This is a genomic window from Neobacillus sp. DZ-9 (genome assembly GCF_059587065.1).
This window is the reverse complement of record NZ_JCAIOL010000011.1, coordinates 74,447-96,248: the sequence shown is the minus strand read 5'-3', so window position 1 is coordinate 96,248 and position 21,802 is coordinate 74,447. Positions and strand designations below refer to the sequence as shown.

At 40.0% G+C, this 21,802-nt stretch carries 15 protein-coding genes and 1 pseudogene; all 16 read left to right on the top strand.

Features of this window, described 5'->3' with window-relative positions:
• Nucleotides 1-363: 363 nt before the first annotated feature.
• The 16 genes and pseudogenes from pbp4b to AC59HZ_RS25150 all read left to right on the top strand — a co-directional run bounded on the left by pbp4b (nt 364) and on the right by AC59HZ_RS25150 (nt 21,727).
• Nucleotides 364-1,653 carry a penicillin binding protein PBP4B gene (pbp4b, locus tag AC59HZ_RS25225; protein ID WP_496548510.1) on the top strand — a complete coding sequence of 430 codons (1,290 nt, stop codon included), beginning with the start codon at nt 364-366 and terminating at the stop codon, nt 1,651-1,653.
• A gap of 137 nt (nt 1,654-1,790) precedes the next feature.
• Nucleotides 1,791-2,687 (top strand): MurR/RpiR family transcriptional regulator, encoded by an 897-nt coding sequence (locus tag AC59HZ_RS25220; RefSeq protein ID WP_496548509.1) that lies wholly within the window; start codon nt 1,791-1,793, stop codon nt 2,685-2,687.
• 20 nt (nt 2,688-2,707) lie between these two features.
• Nucleotides 2,708-3,592 carry an N-acetylglucosamine kinase gene (locus AC59HZ_RS25215; RefSeq protein ID WP_496548508.1) on the top strand — a complete coding sequence of 295 codons (885 nt, stop codon included), beginning with the start codon at nt 2,708-2,710 and terminating at the stop codon, nt 3,590-3,592.
• A gap of 529 nt (nt 3,593-4,121) precedes the next feature.
• A pseudogene (locus tag AC59HZ_RS25210) lies at nt 4,122-4,238 on the top strand (pseudouridine-5'-phosphate glycosidase); the annotation flags it as partial.
• A gap of 398 nt (nt 4,239-4,636) precedes the next feature.
• A complete protein-coding gene (locus AC59HZ_RS25205) occupies nt 4,637-5,392 on the top strand; it encodes a gluconate 2-dehydrogenase subunit 3 family protein (protein WP_496548507.1) in 756 nt (251 codons plus the stop codon).
• A gap of 17 nt (nt 5,393-5,409) precedes the next feature.
• Nucleotides 5,410-7,122, top strand: coding sequence for a GMC family oxidoreductase (locus AC59HZ_RS25200; RefSeq protein WP_496548506.1), 1,713 nt, complete (start codon nt 5,410-5,412; stop codon nt 7,120-7,122).
• Between the two features lie 16 nt (nt 7,123-7,138).
• A complete protein-coding gene (locus tag AC59HZ_RS25195) occupies nt 7,139-7,345 on the top strand; it encodes a twin-arginine translocase TatA/TatE family subunit (RefSeq protein ID WP_496548505.1) in 207 nt (68 codons plus the stop codon).
• Nucleotides 7,346-7,495: 150 nt separating this feature from the next.
• Nucleotides 7,496-8,248: a twin-arginine translocase subunit TatC gene (gene tatC, locus AC59HZ_RS25190; protein ID WP_496548504.1), complete on the top strand. Its 753-nt coding sequence runs from the start codon at nt 7,496-7,498 to the stop codon at nt 8,246-8,248.
• A 403-nt stretch (nt 8,249-8,651) separates the two neighbouring features.
• Complete coding sequence (locus AC59HZ_RS25185) at nt 8,652-10,547, top strand: phosphotransferase (RefSeq protein WP_496548503.1); 1,896 nt, start codon at nt 8,652-8,654, stop codon at nt 10,545-10,547.
• The gene (locus tag AC59HZ_RS25180; protein ID WP_496548502.1) at nt 10,537-11,526 is read left to right on the top strand and encodes a DMT family transporter; all 990 of its coding nucleotides are present in this window, start codon (nt 10,537-10,539) and stop codon (nt 11,524-11,526) included. Before AC59HZ_RS25185 ends, AC59HZ_RS25180 begins: the two co-directional genes overlap by 11 nt.
• A gap of 15 nt (nt 11,527-11,541) precedes the next feature.
• Nucleotides 11,542-12,240 carry a sugar phosphate nucleotidyltransferase gene (locus AC59HZ_RS25175; protein WP_496548501.1) on the top strand — a complete coding sequence of 233 codons (699 nt, stop codon included), beginning with the start codon at nt 11,542-11,544 and terminating at the stop codon, nt 12,238-12,240.
• 233 nt (nt 12,241-12,473) lie between these two features.
• Nucleotides 12,474-13,634 (top strand): N-methyl-L-tryptophan oxidase, encoded by a 1,161-nt coding sequence (solA, locus tag AC59HZ_RS25170; protein WP_496548500.1) that lies wholly within the window; start codon nt 12,474-12,476, stop codon nt 13,632-13,634.
• A 251-nt stretch (nt 13,635-13,885) separates the two neighbouring features.
• Nucleotides 13,886-15,259, top strand: coding sequence for an MFS transporter (locus AC59HZ_RS25165; protein ID WP_496548499.1), 1,374 nt, complete (start codon nt 13,886-13,888; stop codon nt 15,257-15,259).
• Between the two features lie 30 nt (nt 15,260-15,289).
• Nucleotides 15,290-16,846 carry a histidine ammonia-lyase gene (gene hutH / locus AC59HZ_RS25160; RefSeq protein ID WP_496548498.1) on the top strand — a complete coding sequence of 519 codons (1,557 nt, stop codon included), beginning with the start codon at nt 15,290-15,292 and terminating at the stop codon, nt 16,844-16,846.
• A 94-nt stretch (nt 16,847-16,940) separates the two neighbouring features.
• Nucleotides 16,941-18,125 (top strand): helix-turn-helix domain-containing protein, encoded by a 1,185-nt coding sequence (locus AC59HZ_RS25155; RefSeq protein ID WP_496548497.1) that lies wholly within the window; start codon nt 16,941-16,943, stop codon nt 18,123-18,125.
• Between the two features lie 932 nt (nt 18,126-19,057).
• On the top strand, nt 19,058-21,727 hold the full coding sequence (locus AC59HZ_RS25150) for an endo-beta-N-acetylglucosaminidase (RefSeq protein WP_496548496.1): 2,670 nt from the start codon (nt 19,058-19,060) through the stop codon (nt 21,725-21,727).
• Nucleotides 21,728-21,802: the final 75 nt, after the last annotated feature.

Below are 21,802 nucleotides of genomic sequence, written 5' to 3'. Positions count from 1 at the left end.
CTCTTTTGTGAAATTTTATTTCATGAAATTATTATAACAATCTGAATTTTTAAATCAATATTAATTTTCAAAAAATATTACTTTGCTTGCTGAACCAGTAACGCGCCCTTGTATCTTTTGGATGTACGCAAACTGCGTCAAGTCGACCATCTAGCACGAGCCTTTTATTGCGAATTTTTCACTTTACAAACTACGAATCTCAAATCTATAATAATATTTAAAATTTTCTATTATTTAAAAATAGGTAAATGATGAAATATCGTTTTATTTATCAAGACGGATATTTTTCTTGATTTGTTTTTAGCTCACACTCGTAAACATAGCGTCTTGTTTATTGAATCTTTTTTTGGGGGGCCTTCAGAGATGAATGTGATGAAGCCAGCTAAATATAACGATACCTTTCCAGTGTTGAGCAAGGTGAAACATCCTGAAGAAGTTGGATTTTCTTCAGAGAAACTGAAGCAGGTTGATGAATGGATTCAAGAAGATATAGACAATGGTTTTCCAGGAGCTGTTTTACTGATTATCAAAGATAGAAAAATGGTTAAAAACACGGCTTATGGGTATGCAAAAAAATATGACGGCCTGACGCCAATGAGTCATGCTGAGAATATGAAGGCCGATACCATGTTCGATTTGGCTTCAAACACCAAAATGTATGCAACCAATTTTGCGCTGCAAAAGCTTGTCAGCGAAGGGAAAATCGATTTAGATGCCAAGGTGAAGCAATATTTACCTGAATTTATGGATGAGCCGGAAGACAAGATCAGAGGAAAGGATACGCTGCGTCTTATCGACATTCTGCATCACAGTGCGGGTTTTCAAGCTGATCCTCAATATCATAATCCCGCTGCAGCTGGTAAGCTTTATTCGCAAGATCGCGTTAAGACGCTGAAAATGTTATCTAAAACACCTCTGCAATATGAACCAGGCACAAAGAACATATATAGTGATGTGGATTATATGCTATTAGGTTATATTGTTGAAAAAGTGACCGGACAATTGCTTGACGATTATGTTGAAAATAACATTTACAAACCACTAGGCCTTATGCACACAATGTTTAATCCTCTTCAAAAAGGTTTTAAACAAAAGGATTTTGCTGCAACTGAATTAATGGGCAATACTCGTGACGGAGTGATAAATTTTCCAAATATGCGGACATACACCTTACAAGGGGAAGTCCATGATGAAAAAGCATTCTATTGTATGGATGGTATTTCTGGACATGCAGGACTTTTCTCTGATACAGACGACTTGGCTGTGTTATTGCAAGTGATGTTAAATGGGGGCGGCTATGGGGAAGTGAGAGTATTTGATCAGCACACCATTCATACTTTCGTCCGGCCATCTGCAACAAATCCAACGTATGGACTCGGGTGGCGAAGAAACGGAAATAGCAGCATGACGTGGATGTTTGGTCCGCATGCAAGCGAGACAGCAGTTGGACACACAGGCTGGACAGGTACAGTTACTATTATTGATTTCGAACAAAATTTAGGTATTGCTTTACTGACCAATAAAAAGCATTCATCTGTTATAGACCCAATAAAAGCTCCAAACACTTTTGCCGGGGATGTGTTCAATACCGGAAAATACGGCAGTGTGGTTACTGGCATTTATGAAGCTTTAACAGCAGCTCGATCTTACTAAATCGCGTTTGAGGTAACTGAAACCTGTATAGAAGTCTTATCTATACAGGTTTTATCATTTTCACTATTGATTAAAAATGGAACCAATTTTTATTTGAATATTGCTTTAAAAAAGATGAAAAGAAAGAGTTGATTCATATGTCTTTTATGACAGGCGGACTAGTAAGGCTTTCAGAAATGCTTCCGATTCTGCCTCCCTCAGAGAAAAAAATTGCCACCTACATTTTAGAGAATCCGCAAGAGGCCCTTTCGCTAACCTCACATGAAATTGGGAAAAGAAGTCTCACCAGTGGAGCGGCTGTCATTCGATTATGTAAATCATTGGATTTAAAGGGCTTTCAAGATTTAAAGTTACGAATTGCCGGTGATTTACAAAAGGCTGCAGTTCAAGGATTTCGGGATATCGAGCTGGATGAATCCTCCTTTTCGATTATTGAGAAAATGACGAGCAACAGCATTCAAGCGATAAATGAAACAGCTGAGCTAATAAGTCCGGATGAATTATCGAGAGCCGTTACAGTTTTGCAAAATGCGCGTACCATTCATTTTTTTGGCGTAGGTGCCTCCAGCATTATTGCGCAAGATGCTCAGCAAAAATTTATGAGAATTGATAAATCTGCCACAGCATTCACAGATTTCCATATGGCAGCCTCTTTAGCGGCTATTGCCCATAAGGATGACGTAGTGGTTGGAATTTCTTTTTCCGGCAATACATTTGAGGTGGCAAAAATTCTAGAACTGGCGAACCGAAAAGGAGCACAAACTATAAGCTTAACAAAATACGGCCCTTCTTTGGTTTCTGAACAAGCAGACATTCGGCTTTACACTTCAAAAACAAAAGAAGCAGCATTCCGAAGCGGAGCGACATCTTCACGTATCGCCCAATTGCATATGATGGATATTCTTTTTATGTGTGTCGCCTCTCAACAATACGAGAAAACACTCACACATATAGATGAGACAAGAGAAGCCATTGGTTTTTTAAAGGAAAGCAATAAATATAGGAAAAAGAAATTTTTTTATGAAAAATCATAGATGACGGTGGGGAATGGAACATGACATATATGATCGGAATCGATGGGGGAGGAACGAAAACAAAGGCCACTTCATTTGATCCCACAACGGGGAAGACCCTTTTTTCAGTTCAAACTGGGCCTGCTAATTTCTCCGTTCAATATCAAGGCAGCATCGAGCAGGTTCGCAAGTCAATCCAGTTATGTATAGAACAGATGGGCGGGATTCAACCTGAACGGATTCTCTTAGGAGCCTCAGGTGCCCACTCAAAGGAGATTTGCCAACGAATAGAAGTTGATCTTGTGCAAACCTTAAATTGCAAGCTTACTGTGATTGATGATGCACAACTTGCCCATACTGCCCTTCTTCAAGGGAAAGATGGCATTTTAGTCATCGCGGGAACTGGTTCGATTGCTTTAGGCCGGTATAATGGTGAAGAATGGCGTACTGGCGGCTGGGGGTACTTATTGGGTGATGAAGGAAGCGGATATTGGATCAGTATAAAGGCCCTACAATTTGCCATGTTCCAATTGGAAACAAAAAATAACCATGATGTATTAACACAGGCCATTCTGAACTCGATAAAAGGCCAGAACATGTCTGATATTAAAAGCTTTGTTTATGCAGCCTCTAGACAAGAAATTGCTAAACTATCAGAACTCGTTTATGATGTTGCACAAAAGAAGTGTGAACCAGCTATATCCATTTTACGAGAAGCTGGAGAACAATTAGCTCAGCTTGTAAAACGTGCATTAACCATTCCGAATTCTTTACATTCTCAAATGAAGATTGCTGTATCTGGTAGTCTGTTGTTAAAAAATGATATCGTCTGTGATTCCTTTGAGTCCATTATTAGACAAGATTTGCCGAAACATGAGCTTGTACGAGAAGATCGTAATGTTTGTGAGGGCGTATTGTATAGTTAGAGAAGACAGCAGCTAGGATTAAAGGTAAGAGCACTTTACACAAGAAAGAAACAAAAAAAGCGACGGAATGTGAATCCGGCCGCTTTTTTTTATCTCATTTTTGAACTGATTATGTGCATCATATGATCAAAGTATGCATTCCTTGCCTATTGCTCTTTAACTAATTTATGCCTATGATAAGATGCTTTCATTAAAAACCTATTTCTTAAATTCTCGCACATACAATTGTTTGCAAGCGTTTGAAAATAGTTTTTTCTACATTTATGCCAAAGTGTAAGCATCGTATCACCTCATAACTATATTTTCCTTTGATTATAAGGTTTAATTGTAAATTTACTGTTACAGGAGAATTAAGTTACTACTTTAAGTCTGATGAAAAATCTGGGAAATACCTTCTCTATGTAACCATAAAAGGTTCCGTTTTCGTGTGCTTCCTTAATAAATGACAAAGAATTGAGGTATGAATTGGCATACGTCTTTTTCTTTATTTATCAAGGTTTCTGCGGAATTTCTTTAACAAATTATAGAATTAGCAAAGGTAGTAGAATTAACTGGTGGAAAAAGATTGGAATCCAACATTGCCCTTGTGAAAAATAATGCCGTCCTGGGAGCAAAGATTGCCGTTAGCCTCCAATCACTCAAATAATGTTTAGTGGTTTCGGACGATAACTTTCGTGAATTTATGTTGTAAAGAAAACCGGGTTGACTCATAGTAGCCAGCCCGGTTTTCTTTTTTATTAAATCTTTTATTACAGTCTCTCTTAACCTATTTTAAGAAAAAGTTAGATTACCATCATAAATGTTACATACATATTTCGGGAGTCTAAAGAATAGCTTTATATAAACAGTGATTAAGCAGTTAATAGAACAAAGAATTTTCCTCTTTATATGACAATCACTACTGAATCAATCGAAATTCCTATCCTTCTCTGCTTGAAAAATAATGCTACCCTGCCTTGGTTCTTTCTTTTACCTCTATTCTGCGTAATAGAGAAACTGGAAGCCTTATGCTTAACCATCTTATCTAGAAATGGAGGTTTTGTTATGAGTGAAGATCAGAAAAAGGATATGTCCCGTCGCAACTTTATTAAGAATGCCGGCTTTACTGTCGGTGGTTTGGTAGTAGGAGGAGGCATAGTAGGCAGTTTATATATGGGGAAAACAACAACTAAGCCTAAGCCTGATTCTGCGAAACAGGATAATCACGAAATGACTGCACCTGAACCGAACAAGGCATTAATGTTTTTTACCCCGGAACAATTTCAAGTGATTGATGCGGCAACTGAGCGAATTTTTCCCAAAGACGAAAATGGGCCGGGTGCCAAGGATTTATTAGTTGCCTACTTCATAGATCACCAATTGGCCGGTGCCTGGGGATCCGGAGCAAAGGAGTATACCCAGGGTCCATTTTTTCCTGGAGAAGCAACGCAAGGGTATCAAGGACGTCTGAATCGGCAGGAAATTTTCCAAATCGGAATTCAGGGACTTCAGGACCAAGCCCAGGCCAAATCTCAAAAAGCGTTTTATGAGTTAACGGAGGGGGAACAGGATGCCGTTCTGACTTCGTTTGAAAAAGGAGAGGTTCAATTAAAAGGGATTTCTGCCGCCTATTTTTTCTCGGTATTAAGAGGGGCAACCTTGGAAGGGGCTTATTCAGACCCGCTATATGGCGGGAACAGGAATATGGAAGGCTGGAAAATGAAAAACTTCCCTGGTCATCAAGGAACCTATGCCAGCATCATTGATAAAGACTTTGTCAAGATAGCGCCGAGGAGCTTAAACTCTCAACATAGCTCATAACTTAAGGAGTGGATAGTATGGCAAAACAAATGAAAAAAGCGGATGTGGTTTTAATCGGTGTAGGCTGGACCGGCGGCATTCTCGCAGCTGAGCTGACGAAAAAAGGCTATAAAGTTGTGGGACTGGAAAGAGGGAAAACGCAAAAGACTGCGGACTTTTCCATGGTCCATGATGAGCTCCGCTATGCCTCCCGCTTTGAGTTGATGCAGGATCTTTCAAAAGAAACGAATACATTTAGAAATAATTCCAAAATGCGTGCCTTGCCGATGCGGCAATATGGTTCCTTTCTTCTAGGGAATAATCTCGGAGGAGCAGGAATGCATTGGAATGGACAGACCTATCGCTTTCTTCCCTATGATTTTGAAATCCGCAGCAAAACGATGGAGAAGTATGGGGCTAATAAGATCCCCAAAGATATGACACTGCAAGATTGGGGAATTACCTATGATGAAATGGAAAAATATTATGATATGTTTGAGAAAACATGCGGCATTTCCGGAGAGGAAAATCCGTTAGCCGGAAAACGATCCAATCCCTATCCAACAGGGCCGATGAAAACAAGCCCGGCTCTTAAACTATTTATTGATGCTGCCAAGAAATTAAATCTACATCCCTATATGTCTCCATCGGCGAATCTATCTGAAAACTATACTAATCCGGATAATATTAGCCGGTCGGCTTGCCAATATTGCGGTTTTTGCGAACGGTTCGGGTGCGAATATGGCGCCAAGGCTGATCCTGTTGTAACAGTTCTTCCTGTCGCAGAAAAGACGGGAAATTTTGAATTACGGACGCATTCAAACGTAACACGAATCGAGCATGATGGCAAAAGGGCAACGGGTGTCACCTATATTGATACGCAAACAGGGGAGGAATTTTTCCAGCCTGCTGAGGTAGTCGGCGTCACCAGCTATGTGATGAATAATGTCAGATTGCTGTTGATTTCCAAAATGGGCACCCCATATGATCCGAACACCGGACGCGGGGTAATTGGGAAAAACTATGCCTATCAAACCAATGGCGGTTCCGCATCAGGGTTCTTTAAAAAGGAATTTAATCTGTTTGCAGGTGCCGGCGCACTTGGGGCCAGTTTGGATGATTTCAATGGCGATAATTTTGATCATTCGAATCTGGGCTTCATACACGGAGGGAGTATGTCAACCTCCCAATCTGGCAAACGTCCCATTGCCAATAATTCTACCATTCCAGGTACTCCAACATGGGGAAAAGAATTTAAGGCCCAGTCCGTGAAATATGCTAATAGTGTGCTGGGTGTGTCTGCACAGGGATCATCCATGCCCTTCAAACACCATTATTTAGATTTGGATCCAACTTATAAAGATGCTTTCGGAAACCCGCTGCTCCGGATTACGTTTGATTTTGAAGATCAGGATCGGAATTTGGTTGAATACATGGGCAAGCAGGCTGAAACGATTTTGAAAGAGATGGGAGCAGATCAGGTTTTTACGAATACAAAGCTAGGACCCTATAATATTGTTCCATACCAGTCCACTCATAATACCGGCGGGGTCATCATGGGGGCGGATCCGACAACAAGCGCAGTCAATAATTATCTGCAGATGTGGGAATTTGAAAACGTTTTCGTACCAGGTGCCAGCGCTTTTGCACATAATTCGGGCTATAACCCGACTGGAACAGTTGGGGCGTTATCCTATCGTGCAGCTGAGGGAATGGATAAATACTTAAAAACAGCTGGAAGCTTAGTTTAAATAGGAGGATATCAAAATGGGATTCAATTCAATTGGTTTACCAGGATTAATTATCATTCTAGTTGTTGCGTTATTGCTGTTCGGGCCTTCCAAGCTTCCGCAATTAGGCAAGGCTGTTGGCCAAACTTTGCGCGAATTCCGTAGCTCTGCCAAGGAGATTAGGGAAGATGTATTTGGAGAAGAGGAAGAAGCTGAGACAAAAAAGGAGATTGGCAAAGAGTAGTTTATATGTGAATAGGAATGCACTGGTTTTTCAATAAATAAGGGGGCGGCTTCGCATTGGTTCAATCATTCAGAAGAAGCTGCCCATTAAAATTGTAAAAATAATTTTAAAGATGTACTGATGAGTTTTTCAATAACAAGGAGGATTCCTATGAAAGAATTGCCCTTAGTTGAGCATCTGGCAGAACTCCGGAAGCGAATTATTATTGTGTTATCCTTCTTTTCGGCAAGCTTAATTGCGGGCTTTTTTCTATCTCCTCGCCTCTTAAAATGGTTTAAGCACCAACCGGTAGCCAAAGGTATTGATTGGAATGTATTCAGCTTCACCGATGGACTCATTATTTATTTTAAATGTGCATTCCTTATCTCACTCCTGGTCACGCTGCCGGTTCTTTTGCTACAAATTTGGCTGTTTGTAAAACCCGGGTTGAAGGAGGAAGAAGCAAAGGCAGCTGTATTCTATATACCGCTCTCCTTCTTTTTGTTTTTGTTTGGAACACTTTTCAGTTATTTTGTTGTCTTTCCGATGACGATCCGATTTATGACCTCTATTAATCAATCGATTGGGGCGGTAGAAACGTATGGTCTGGCAAACTATTTTACTTTAATGTTTAATATCGTTCTCCCAATATCCGTAGTATTTGAATTACCTGTTGTCGTGATGTTTTTAACGAGTGTCGGGATTCTTCAGCCAAATTACCTGCGAAAAAGCAGGAAAGTTGCCTATTTAATATTACTAGTAATAGGAGTTTCATTAACTCCACCCGATTTTGTATCGGATGTTTCTGTATCCATTCCCTTACTATTACTCTTTGAAGCAAGTATTTGGTGCTCAACCTATAGCTTGAAAAAAAGAAGCAAGAAATTAGCCGCGCTGGAATATGAGAAGGGAAGCTTATCTTAGAATTTAGCTGATCTTTCTTTATAAATCTGCTAGGAAGAACAATCCCCAAGTGATTCTTGTTCACTTGGGGCAGGAAGTGGACCATTAAAAGTACCTCAAAACGGACCCTTTAATGTGACCATCCACAGGTTTTTTGCGTTTTTTTATTTCTTCTATTTTTAATATTTTTGTTTTGTTAATTTTTGAACTAAATTCTTCTTAATGCAACCATGTTCTTAAATGATTAAAATACATAAGGCGAAGGGAGGAGTGTTATCAGCACTTCTCTTTTTTTTGGGTAATTTTGATCTATCAAAACCACTCTATGCGATCTAAAAAGTGTTAAATTATTTATATTTACTATTTAAAGTAATACTGGTAATATTACACTGTTCAAAAAATGAACGGTTGGAGTGAGCGATAAATGTATAAGTTTAATATTTTGGAGATCTTATTGAAGGAACCTGAAATTAGTCAAAGAGAACTAGCGAATAATTGTGGGATCTCCATTGGGAAAGCAAATTATACAATTAACCAATTATCCATCGAAGGATTCATAAAAATAGAAAAAAACGGAAAAGGTTCAAGATATCTATTAACACAAAAAGGAAAGAATTTCTTAATTGAGGAGATCGGTCATTTGAAAGAAAAAAAAGTAGTCATCAACCAGCATGAAAAGAAAAAAAACATTACTCAGGCTGTTATATTAGCTGCTGGAATAAGAGAATCATTTGGTAAACCAGCTGGATTACTTGATATTCATGGAACCGCTTTATTTGAAAGAACCATCAAGATTCTTGAGGATAATGGAATCAATAAAATCATTATTGTAACTGGATATCAACAAGAACAAATTAAGGGTTTTGAAGGTTTTAAAGGAAAGAATCACATCATTTTGGCAGAAAACCCTAGATATCTTTGGACTGGGAGTATGGCTTCACTTGCTTGTGCAGCTGAGTATATTACAGATGATTTCCTTCTTATTGAAGATGACATTCTTATCGAAGAACAAGCAATTGTGGAGTTATTACATCATCATGAACGAGACTGTACGCTCATTACAAAAGAAAGTGGATCTGGGGATGAGGCGTTTGTTGAAATAAGAAACGGCCATATTCATCAGATTTCCAAGGATAGCCATTGTTTAAACGGCATTGATGGGGAATTGATCGGGATTTCAAAAATTTCCTATGATATCTATCAAGAGATGCTTAAACTTTATGACACGAATCGAAATCCGTTTATCCATTATGAGTACATGCTTCTGGATGTGTCGCGAACCGTTCACTTAGGCTATTTAAAAATTTCTGATCTCATCTGGGCGGAAATGGATAATCAAGAGGATTATTTTAAGGTAATCGATAAAGTTTATTCTTTACTGCAAGTGAAAGAAGAAGCATTCAAGGAAGATGAATTAAAACAATTAATTGCAGACGCTTTGAGCATCAATAAAGAATGGGTGGAATCCGTCCAATCCCTTGGCGGGTTAACCAATCGAAACTATAAAGTCATGGTGGATGGTAAAGAATATGCTGTTCGGGTGCCTGGGAAAGGAACAGAACAATATCTAAATCGACCTTTGGAAAAAAGGGTCGCTGAGAAGATGAGCAAGCTGGGCATTAATCCACAAGTTACCTACTTTAATGAGCAAACTGGTTTGAAGATTGTTGAATATATACCAGATGCTGAAACCCTTAATCCTAAAACAGGAAAAAGAGAAGACAATCTTGTCATGGTGGCAGAGATTTTTAGAAAATTGCATTCATCTAGAGAGGATTTTGAAGAACGGTTTGATATGTTCGAAAAGCTAACAGAATATGAAGAGATTTTGATCAGTTCAAATGGAACCTTTTTGGAAGGTTATGAGGAAGTAAAAAGGCAGGTTCTTCAATTGAAGGATGAGTATTTATCTTTACATGTTCCGTTAGCCCCTTGCCATATTGATCCACTTGCTGAAAACTTTGTGAAAAGCGGCGAAAATAAGATGTATCTCATTGATTGGGAATTTGCTGGTATGAATGATCCATTTTGGGATGTGGCTGCTTATATCATTGAAGCAGAATTATCCCAAGCAGAAGAACAGTTATTTTTATTAGAATATTTTAACGGCACGATCACGTTGGAAAACCGTCAAAGGTTATTAATGAATAAGATTTTTCTAGACTTTTTATGGACGGTCTGGGCATTAATGAAGGAAGCAGGCGGGGAAGACTTTGGTTCGTATGCGCTCACTCGTTTTACACGGGCAAGGGAAAATGTAGGGGAATATTACTTATTAGACGAAAAATGTAAAAACGAGGGTTACATTCATGAAAATTAAAAGTTTAAGAGATGCAAAAAAAGGGCTCGGGGCTGGCGTTTTAGCAGGAGCGACGTGGGGAATCGATACGGTCCTCGTTGGGATCATTATGGCAAGTACTCCATTTATTGATTCAGCCAAAGCGGTGTTTTTAGCGCCATTTGTTGCTACCTTTATGCATGATTTTTTCTCGGCCGTCTGGACCACTCTCTATATGATTGTAAAGGGGCAATTCAGGGAAGTGTTAAAGTCGTTAAAAACAAGAAACGGCTTGGTCATTGTTTTGGGGGCCTTATTAGGCGGGCCAGTAGGAATGACGTGTTATCTGCTAAGTGTTAAATACATTGGTCCAGCCTATACGGCTGCCATTACGGCTGTTTTCCCTGGTGTTAGTGCCCTTCTTGCCGCCGTTGTTCTAAAGGAAAAAATGAACGGCCGCGTATGGCTGGGAATCGCGCTTGGTATTATTGGCGTGCTGGTTCTTGGCTATATGCCATCAGAATTCTCCATTGGAAGTAATTTTATGCTGGGATTACTGTTTGCGTTTGGTACTGTGTTTGCTTGGAGTTTTGAAGGGATTATCTGTGCTTTGGGAATGAAGGATGGGGACATGGATCCAGACCAAGCGATCAATATTCGCCAAGCTACTTCTGGAATCTTTTACGCTCTGATCATCATTCCATTCATTGGAGGCTATGATTTAGCATTTTCTGCCCTGACTTCTAAAGTAGGGTTAATCATTGCGATTACGGCATTAGTTGGAACGGCTTCCTATATTTATTACTACCAAGCCATCAATATCATTGGTGCGGCAAGAAGTACTTCCTTGAATATTACGTATGTTGTATGGGCCATTATCCTGCAGCTGTTATTTATGAGTACTCCTGTAAGCTTACAATTAATTGCGGGTTCACTCATCGTCATTATCGGATCGATCTTTGTAGCTGGGAATCCGAAAGAATTAGTGTCTATGCATGATATGGAAGAAAAAGTAGCTTAGAAAGGCAGAGGATCCATGAGAGCCATTATTTTAGCAGCAGGGATGGGAACAAGACTTCGTCCATTAACCACACATACTCCAAAATCATTAGTTGAAGTTGGAGGAGAACCGATGGTGGAGAGACAAATAAAATTTTTAATGGAAAAAGGTATTACGGATATCGTGGTTGTAACGGGATATTTAAAAGAAAAATTTGATTATTTAAAGGATAAATACCATGTTACACTCATCCATAATGATAAATTTGATGTCTATAATAATGTGTACACGATGTATTTAGTAAGAGAGTATTTAGAGGATGCCATTGTGACGGAAGCGGATGTTTATATGAACACAAACTTTTTTAAGACTGATATGGTCCGTTCCACCTATTTTACAGGAATGAAATCAAATTTCGAAGGTGAATGGATTCTTAAATTTGATTCTTCTAATAAGGTACATGACATCATTATTGGCAGCGGCACCGATTATATTATGTCGGGTATATCCTACTGGTCAAAATCAGATGGCCTTTTTATTAAAGAAAAGTTAGAAGAAGTCATTGAAAACGGGGAATTTACGAATTTATATTGGGATGACATTGTCAAAGACAGTTTGAATCAAGTAAAGGTCTATGTTTCAAAAATTGACTCAGAGGATTGGTTTGAGATTGATTCGGTTGAGGATTATGAAAAAGTTAACCATTTTATAAAACAAAAGTTAGTTCTTTTGTAAAAAAGAAACTGATTTATAAATAATAAATGCAAGTGGAGATCATTGAGCAAATAGAAATTAGGTCCTCTTGGGTGATATTCTATTCTAGGAAGTTCAGCACTTTAACTGTTGTAAAATAATATCTAGTAGGTGTCCAGTTTTAAGTAACTGGACACTTTTTTTGTTGTGAATGAAAAAATCGCCAACTAGAAAGAAATTTCTGATATTATAATTTCATATTTGGAAGGATGTGTATGAAATTGAAGGATCACTATGATGTTGTCATTGTTGGCGCCGGGTCAATGGGCATGGCTGCAGGGTATTACTTATCAAAGCTTGGGAAAAGAACATTATTACTAGATTCGTATGATCCCCCTCATAGCTTAGGCAGCCATCATGGGGATACTAGAATTATTCGTCATGCCTATGGAGAAGGAAGGAATTATGTTCCTCTTGCACTCGGAGCTCAGGAATTATGGAGTGAATTGGAACAAGAATCAGGAATGAAATTGTTCTCTCGTACGGGAGTGTTATGTGTAGGTGAAGAGGGTTCCTCATTTATCGAAGAAGTCATCAAAAGTGCCAAGGAATTTTCTTTACCACTTGAAATCCTATCAAGTGAAGAAATCAATGGCCGTTGGTCAGGCATCACTTTACCACCAGGATTCGTTGGCTGTCTAGAAATGAACTCTGGAGTCCTATATAGTGAAGAATGTATTCGTGCTTATCGCAGGTTAGGTTTAGCGAATGGGATGACCATAATACCTTATACAAAGGTGGAGAAAATAGAAAAGTTTGCTGAAGGTGCCATTGTACATACAGAAAATGAACAATATACGGCTGAGTATGTGGTTGTCTGTTCAGGAGCCTGGACAGGGAAAATCCTGGAGGGAACAGGAGTAGACCTTCCTCTTCAGCCGACACGTAAGACAGTCTCATGGTTTGAATGTGATGAGTATCTTTATGATTCCAAAGGTTTTCCGGCTTTCTCTATTGATATAGGAAATGAACATTATTATGGGTTTCCAAGTATAAATGGAAGCGGGGTAAAGATTGGAAGACATGATGGTGGTGAAAGGGTAGACCCGGATTGTTTCAACCGGGAATATGGTTCGGCTTCATCAGATGAGCATGAGGCCCGGAATTTTATTCAAAAGTACCTGCCAAGAGCCAATGGGCGCTTGATTAAAGGCAAAACATGTCTTTATACGCTTACTCCTGATGAGCATTTTATTATTGACCGGCACCCGGCATTTTCAAATGTCATGATAGCGGCTGGTTTTTCCGGACATGGCTTTAAATTTGCAAGTGTCATAGGAAAAATTATTTGTGATCTCATTAAGGAAGGTAAAACATCCTATGATATTTCCATGTTTTCACTTCATCGTTTTTCAAATAAATGTAAAAATAAATAGATTAATATGAATGGGCAGCTGAAAAAGAGGGAAAACCTACGTGGTCTCCCTCTTTTTTTGTTTGGCTGATCATCACATTAATATAGCAATATTGTGCTAATAAATCGAATTATCCTCTAGAGCATTCTTTCTTTTAACATATTATAATTTAGTAAGCTAAAGTGAAAACGCATACATGAATAATGAAAGGGAGTTATTTTTTTATTGTAATAAATCTGAAAAATCAAATATATACAGAAAAGGAGCCTTTTATGAGCAATCAAAAATATTACATCGATGATGCCCCGCTTAATAAATTCCATCTTCGGATTACCGCCCTTACGTTCGGTTCCAATTTCTCGGATGGTTATGCTTTAGGGATTATTGGAATGGCGCTTTCCTTAATAGGGCCACAAATGAAACTAGGCGCCATATGGGAAGGATTAATCGGAAGCTCCGCTTTAATTGGCCTCTTTTTCGGGAGCCTGTTACTGGGAGGGTTATCCGACCGGATTGGCAGACAGAAAATCTACTTAGCTAATTTTTTGGTTATCGGGATTGCCTCTGCTTTACAGTTCTTTGTAAATGATCCATGGACGCTGTTCATTTTACGCTTATTGATCGGGATTGCCTTAGGAGGAGACTACGCGGTTGGATCGACTTTACTCGCTGAGTTTGCCCCTAGAAAGTATCGAGGATTATTGCTTTCTTCTTTAAATGTCCTTTGGACAGTGGGTTATGTTGTTTCGAATATTGTCGGTTTTTATTTACAAAAAGCAGGTCCGGAAGCTTGGCGATGGATGCTGATGAGTGCTGCTATTCCAGCTTTTATTTTATTAATATTACGTATCGGTACTCCAGAATCGCCGCTTTGGTTAATTAAAATGGGGCGTGTGGAAGAGGCCCGTGCCATTGTAAGAAAATATATTGGACCAAATGCCATAATGGATGAAACAATTAAGTCTCATTCTGAAAAGGCCTTCCGTATGGTCGACCTTTTCAGTAAACAGCTTTGGAAACGTACAACATTTGGATCATTATTTTATGTATGTCAGGTTGTTCCATATTTCGCGATTTATACCTTTCTTCCTACAATCTTAAGTAAAATGGGATTTGAAGAGACCTTCAGTGTTGATATGCAGCTTAACCTTTTCCTTTTAGCTGGAGCCATCGTTGGGGTTTGGTGTACAGAAAAATTTTCGCGCAGAGGTTTCACCATTTATACGTTTATCATTCTTACCGTCTCTTTATTTCTTTTAAGTGTATTGCCTAAGGATTCACATACAATTGCGATCATTATTTTTGCAACCTTCACATTTGTGATGTCTGCCGCTTCCAATCTAACGTTAATTTATCCTGCCGAACTTTTCCCAACAGAAGTTCGCGGATCAGGTGTAGGTGTCACCACTGCTGTCAGCCGAATTGGTTCTGCCATTGGAACGTTTCTGCTGCCCGTTAGCGTTAGTTCATGGGGAATGGGCCCATCGATGATCGCGATGAGTGTGGTTCTATTGATTGGAACAATTGTCTCGATCGCATGGGCTCCAGAAACAAAGTATTCTTCGATGAGCGGTGTCAATAAGCCAGAACTTGAAACGGGGACAACCATCGATTCTTCGCTTTCAGGAAAAAGAAATTTATCATAAGCTTTATTTTTAGATAAAGAGGTGTGTTAGATGACAAAGAATGAATCCTTACACTCAAGAGATATAAAAGAAGTTATTCTTGGAGATCATGGGCTTTCGATTGAAGAGGTGGTCGCTGTTGCAAGGTATTCCGCAAAAGTTTCCTTTACAGCTGCGTACCGCAGCAGGGTCAAAGCATCACGCGGGTTAATCGAAAAGTTTTTACAGGAAGAACGCGCGATATATGGAGTGACAACTGGATTTGGCAGTAATGTCACAAAAGTGATTTCGAAGGACGATGCAGAAATCCTCCAACGGAATATTGTTCGATCCCATGCTGTTTCAGTAGGGGAGCCACTGGAAAAAGAAGTGGTTAGAGCGATTCAGTTCACGATTCTAAACCATTTAGGGCATGGATTTTCGGGAGTCAGTTTAGAAGTTTTAGAGCTTATGGCCGGATTATTGAATCATGATATTTTGCCGGTTGTACCCGGTGATGGTTCAGTGGCCTATCTTTCTCCTGAAGCACACATTGCTTTAGTTTTAATGGGTGAAGGTAGAGCCTGGTATAAGGGCGAACTCCTTTCAGGTTGCGAGGCTTTAGAGAAGGCTGGATTAAAGCCAGTTACTTTAGGTTGTAAAGAAGGACTGGCTCTTCTAAACGGTACTACTTCCGTTACAGCGTTTGCCGCGCTCGCCTTATATAATGCGATTCAAGCTGTCAAAACGGCTGATATTTCGGGAGCCATGTCGTTCGAATCGTTAAAAGGAACCATTAAAGCTTTTGATCCTCGTCTACATTCCGTAAAAAAACACGAGGAACAAAGTAAAACAGCCCGGAATTTAGTCAGAATTCTTCATGGAAGTCAAATTGCCGAACAGTACAAAGATTATCGGCTGCAGGATGCGCTAAGTCTGCGCTGTATTCCGCAGGTCCATGGTGCCGTAAAGAAGGTATTGAAAAATGCATTGGAAAACCTGATGAATGAAATGCAGTCCGTTGGTGATAATCCCATCATCTGGCCTGAAGGTGATGATGGAATCGCACTCAGTGGAGGTAACTTTGACAGTTCCTATGTAGGAATGGATGCAGATGCCATGTGTATCGCAATGGCGAACTTAGCCAAGATGGTGGAACGCCGGATTGACCGATTGGTGAATTATCATGTGAGTGAATTGCCAAACTTCTTAGTGGTCAATCCTGGTTTAAATAATGGATATATGATTCCCCAATATACAGCTGCCGGTTTATTAAATGAAATCAGGGTTCTTTCTCATCCAGCTACCATTGATAATGTCACCACTTCTGCGAATCAAGAGGATGTGGTGAGTTTTGCTTATTTTGCTGCTAAGAAAGCCTATCAAATTTCTAAGAAACTTCAATATATTTTAGCGATTGAATTGATGCTAGGTACGCAGGCGTTAGACTTCTATGAATCATTGAATCCATCACCCGTAACAGGGAAGGTCCATGAGTTTATTCGTGAGAAAGTACCTACTGTACAAGAGGACAGATTTTTCCATCCTGATATTGAAAACATTTTCCAACACATCCAAGAAGGAGAAATCGTTATACTAGTCGAAGAGTTAATTGGAGAAATAGAATAGTAAACATTTAAGGAGGAAGCCGCTTTATCTTTAGAGAGAGAAGCGGCTTCTTTTTCTTTCAATTAGGGGATAGTATGAACGAGGGGGAATGAAAATGAAGCAAGATTCAAACAGCGCTGCTTTTTCACATCTTCTGCTTTCAGGAACGCTTGTTCATGAAGGGACATTTGAAGAGGTACAACAAAGGTTCGGGATATTTATCCAACCCCATTTAGTGATGATTATTTCAATCGATCGTTATCCCGATATAGCAAGCAGGAATTCTTTAGAGTGGAGAAAAAAGATTGGGCAACAGCTAGTGGGAAAAATTGAAGAGACAGTCCGTATTCCATTTCTCTGGAATTGGATTGAGGAAGGGGTTCTTGCCCTACTTTTGGAGTTGGATGAAAAGGACTCAGAAGATGAATTTAATAGAAAAATGCTTCAAATGGCAAAGGAAATTCAGCTTTCTATTTATTCAAGTGACTTTTCTGTATCAATCGGAATTGGAAAATATTATGAAAATCCATACCTCCTTTACCAATCTTTTATTGAAGCAAGGAAATCCATGTCGGGGCGTTTTTTTCAAGGAAATCAATTAATCTTTCATTGCGAAATGGAACGGAATCAAGAGGCGTCATTCATCAATCCGTTTAGTGAAGAAAAGGCAGAGCTGCTGGCCCTTGTTAAAATTGGGGATGTAGAGGGGAGCATTAATTGTTTGAAACACCTCATGGAAAAAATAGCGGAGGCTTGTCATTTTAATGAGGATATTTTCAAAACAGAAGTAGTGTCCATTGTTTTATTAATGTCCAAAAGGGTGATGGAATCAGGCGCCAATGCCACAACCATCCTTACAAACAATACAAATTTTATTCAAAACCTGTATCATATCATTCGTTACGATAAATTTGTTAACCAGGTTTGTGAATATGCGGTTTGGCTTACAGAGCAATCCTTGAACACGAATCAAATGGAAGTAACTCCTTTAATTCAACAAGCGATAGATTATATTAAAGAAAACCATCAGAGGAATATGACTCTGAATGAGATAGCACAGTATTGCTGCTTAAGTCGGTATCATTTTAGTCATTTGTTTAAAAAGGAAGTAGGGTTAAGTTTGATTGACTATTTGAATCGCTTGAGAATTGACAAGTCTTTGTCGTATTTAGAAATGACGGATTTACCCATCAGCGAGATCGCTGCCAGAACAGGATTCCATGATGCCAATTATTTCAGCCGTATGTTCAAAAAGTACATGCTGTTCAGCCCTACCGATTATCGATTAGCACGAAATTGAATGGAGACCAGGCCCATGGGGAGGGTTCTTCTGGTTTTAACTAACCTCATTAGAAACCATGAGAACTGTCCCTATGGCTTCATAGTTTTCGACATTTTTTATTGCATCATGAGAAGGGAAGCCCACGAGTAGAGCGTGCTGAAGCCATTTTTAAATAATCGTTTGATTAAATGACAAAAAATTTGCCCCTATATCAAAAAAATCCCTATTTGTTAGGTTTTAGTACACTTTTAATCAAACGATTGATTGGTTTTAATATTGGTGGATTTTGTTGAGATTTGTAAGTTTTGTAGTATGTTGAGTTGATGGATTGAAAAAGGAGCATCTCGGTAGCGATTATTCGTCAATTTTCTTATAGAAAAAAGATAAAAATGTTGTTAGATCAAGGTTATGCCTCTAACTAATCAAACGATTAATTAACTGACAAAAAATTCATGCTCTTTTCAAGAAAAACCTTTTAACAGAAGGCTTTTGGGCATAATTAATCGAACGATTAATTAATTTTGTTTGAAGGTGATTTTGTAGAATATTGGACCAAGGGGACGGCTTTTCTGGTATTAACTAACCCAATCAGAAACCATGAGAACCTTCCCCATGAACTTAGGCCCGATTAGCTCCTATCAGCTAGTCGGGCCTTTTCACGCGCAAAACTTCCGATTGTCCCCTTAAAGAAAAGCCAGAAGAACCGTCCCCGTAGACTGGAAAAACCTTAGAGATGATGGAAAAACTAAATCACATTTTGTGCATTCGTTGACGGAGCAATCTGCTCAGAATAAGATGGGAAAAAATGAGTCAAATGGGAATGACTGACGGAAAAACATCATCGAAGGTAATTTTGGCAGCGCTATCATTCTATAGTCCCATTCAGGGAAAAGGGAAGCATGCTTACTTAAGCTTCAATATAAAAAATAGATAGAGGGCGAGGAGAAACAGTGAAAAACGTGAAAAAGGGCTATTTGTGGCTGGTTTTCTTTTTGGGCATCTTTATTGTGGGGTTATCACCCAACACAAGCTATGCCAAACAGCCAGAATCATCTTATTGGTATCCCGAGCAATTATTGAATTGGACGCCAGAGAACGATCCGGATGCTGTGTTTAACCGCAGCCAAATTCCATTGGGCAAACGGGACGTGTTATACAAAGTTAATGACCATGCCCAATCAGATGCAAAGGTAGTAGCTTTGTCTGCACTCAACCCCACAACGAGTGGTGTACCTTCCCAAGGCGGGAAGGAATTTTTGGCGAATACCTTCAGTTATTGGCAATACGTCGACATTATGGTGTATTGGGCAGGTTCTTCGGGTGAAGGGATTATCGTGCCGCCAAGTGCGGACGTCATTGACGCTGCCCATAAAAATGGCGTACCGATTTTAGGAAACGTTTTCTTTCCACCGACCGTCTATGGCGGAAAGGTTGCGTGGCTGAACCAAATGCTGACCCAACGTGAGGACGGCTCCTTCCCTGCGGCGGACAAGCTGCTTGAAGCGGCACGCTATTACGGATTTGACGGCTGGTTTATTAACCAGGAAACCGAAGGCGGAGATGCCAAGACAGCTCAAAAAATGAAGGATTTCCTTGTCTATCTTCAGCAGCATAAGAGTGAAGGCATGCATATCATGTGGTACGATTCGATGACAAAGGACGGGAGGGTTAGCTGGCAAAATGCGTTGACCAATCAAAACAGCAGCTTCCTGCAGGACGGCCAGACACGTGTTTCTGACAGTATGTTTTTAAACTTCTGGTGGAGCAACCAGCAATCTTCTGTTAATAAAGCTAAGGAAATTGGCAGAAGCCCGTATGATTTGTTTACGGGGATTGATGTGGAAGCAAATGGGACAAGCACCAACGTTCCTTGGGAGGGGATCTTCCCTGAGGGTAAAGCACCATTAACTTCTTTAGGCATTTATCGTCCGGATTGGGCCTTTAAAACGGCTAGCACGATGGAGGAGTTTTATCAGAAGGAAAATGAATTCTGGGTTGGAAAGTCCAAAAACCCTGCAGCAACCAGCAATAACGGGGCATGGAAAGGGATGGCCCATTATTTTACGGATAAAACCGCGATCGAGGAGCTTCCTTTTGTGACGCACTTTAATACAGGAAGCGGCAAGTTTTTCGCTACAGATGGAAAGACGGTAAGCAATCAGTCCTGGAATAACCGCAGTCTTCAGGATATTCTCCCGACCTGGCGCTGGCTGAAAGAGGGCGGGCAGACTGTTGACGTTGATTTCGATTGGGATACGGCCTATTACGGCGGCAGCTCGTTAAAGCTATCAGGAACAATTGAGGCTGACAATCCAACACATATCAAGCTTTATAAAACCAATCTGCCGATCCAAAAGGATACGGAAATCTCGCTAACATACAAAACAGATTTGAAAAAGCCAAACATGAAACTGGGAGTCAGCTTTACTGATAAACCCGACCAATTTGTGTTTTTTGATGTAAAAAAACTAACCGATCAACCGTGGACGACCGATACAATTAAACTAAAAAAATACAGCGGTAAAAACATCGCAGCCATATCACTTTTGGTTGAAAGTGACCAGGAAGTGAAAGATTTTACGACCAATATCGGAGAAATCAAGGTTTATAACAAACAGGAAAAACACAATTCCCTCCATGCTCCGAAAGATGGAAAGGTAAATAAAATTGAGTTTAATAAAGGAATCTATGCGGACGTTGCGCTTGCATGGGAGCCGTCTGATTCCGATGTGAGCCACTATGAAATTTACCGCAAGCTGCCGAACAATGAAAAAGAGTTTGTTGGTGCTACTCCTAATAAGGTGTATTACCTATCCAATCTGAAGAGAAGCGGCAAAGAAAGCAGCACTACGTTGGAAATTGTTGCGGTGAACAAAGAATTTAAACGAAGCGAGCCAACAGCGGTTACGTTCGATTGGCCGCCATATCCAAAGCCGGAAGCCGATTTCGGTGCCGATCAAACGGTAGCGGCTCCGGGGCAGGAAATTCATTTTCTTAATCGTTCATCAGAAGTAACAGAAGAAGTGGAATGGCATTTTGAAGGTGGAACTCCAGCAGTGAGTAATGAGGAAAATCCGGTCGTCACCTATGAAAAAGAAGGCGTCTACTCGGTTACACTGATTGCGAAAAACAGCGAGGGTGAAAGTGTCCTGAAAAGAGAAGCGATGATTACCATTTCTGAAGCAGCTAAGGACATTAAAAATGTGGCATTAAATAAGACCGCGATCGCCAGCGGACAATGTGCTCCGTCTGAAGCAGCGAAGTATGCGTTCGACGGCAAAGTAAACAGTAAATGGTGTGCATTGGGGAATGCTCCTCATTGGCTGCAGGTGGATCTAGGCGACCAGTTTGCCCTTTCCAAGTTTGTCATTCGCCATGCACAAGCGGGCGGGGAACCGCAAGCCTTTAACACCCAGGCATTTAGGATTGAAGTAAGCAAGGATGGAGTAAATTGGACAGAAATTGTTAAGGTGACCGATAATACAGCGGCGGTTTCAGAACACAGCATTGCGTTAACAAATGCGCGCTATGTCCGTTTGTGGATTGACAAACCAACCCAAGGCGGCGATACGGCTGCGAGGATATTTGAATTTGAAGTCCATGGATTTCTGAATCCATAACCATGACCATGTGGCCATGAGGACGGTTCCGCTGGCTTTTTCCGGTGTACATTGGCGAAAGCTATGAGAACCGTC

Coding starts and splice junctions, on each gene's coding strand:
- AC59HZ_RS25165 (WP_496548499.1), top strand. CDS start 13,886: ATGAGCAATCAAAAATATTACATCGATGATGCCCCGCTTAATAAATTC.
- AC59HZ_RS25220 (WP_496548509.1), top strand. CDS start 1,791: ATGTCTTTTATGACAGGCGGACTAGTAAGGCTTTCAGAAATGCTTCCG.
- AC59HZ_RS25185 (WP_496548503.1), top strand. CDS start 8,652: ATGTATAAGTTTAATATTTTGGAGATCTTATTGAAGGAACCTGAAATT.
- AC59HZ_RS25175 (WP_496548501.1), top strand. CDS start 11,542: ATGAGAGCCATTATTTTAGCAGCAGGGATGGGAACAAGACTTCGTCCA.
- AC59HZ_RS25200 (WP_496548506.1), top strand. CDS start 5,410: ATGGCAAAACAAATGAAAAAAGCGGATGTGGTTTTAATCGGTGTAGGC.
- AC59HZ_RS25205 (WP_496548507.1), top strand. CDS start 4,637: ATGAGTGAAGATCAGAAAAAGGATATGTCCCGTCGCAACTTTATTAAG.
- pbp4b (WP_496548510.1), top strand. CDS start 364: ATGAATGTGATGAAGCCAGCTAAATATAACGATACCTTTCCAGTGTTG.
- AC59HZ_RS25180 (WP_496548502.1), top strand. CDS start 10,537: ATGAAAATTAAAAGTTTAAGAGATGCAAAAAAAGGGCTCGGGGCTGGC.
- solA (WP_496548500.1), top strand. CDS start 12,474: ATGAAATTGAAGGATCACTATGATGTTGTCATTGTTGGCGCCGGGTCA.
- tatC (WP_496548504.1), top strand. CDS start 7,496: ATGAAAGAATTGCCCTTAGTTGAGCATCTGGCAGAACTCCGGAAGCGA.
- hutH (WP_496548498.1), top strand. CDS start 15,290: ATGACAAAGAATGAATCCTTACACTCAAGAGATATAAAAGAAGTTATT.
- AC59HZ_RS25195 (WP_496548505.1), top strand. CDS start 7,139: ATGGGATTCAATTCAATTGGTTTACCAGGATTAATTATCATTCTAGTT.
- AC59HZ_RS25155 (WP_496548497.1), top strand. CDS start 16,941: ATGAAGCAAGATTCAAACAGCGCTGCTTTTTCACATCTTCTGCTTTCA.
- AC59HZ_RS25215 (WP_496548508.1), top strand. CDS start 2,708: ATGACATATATGATCGGAATCGATGGGGGAGGAACGAAAACAAAGGCC.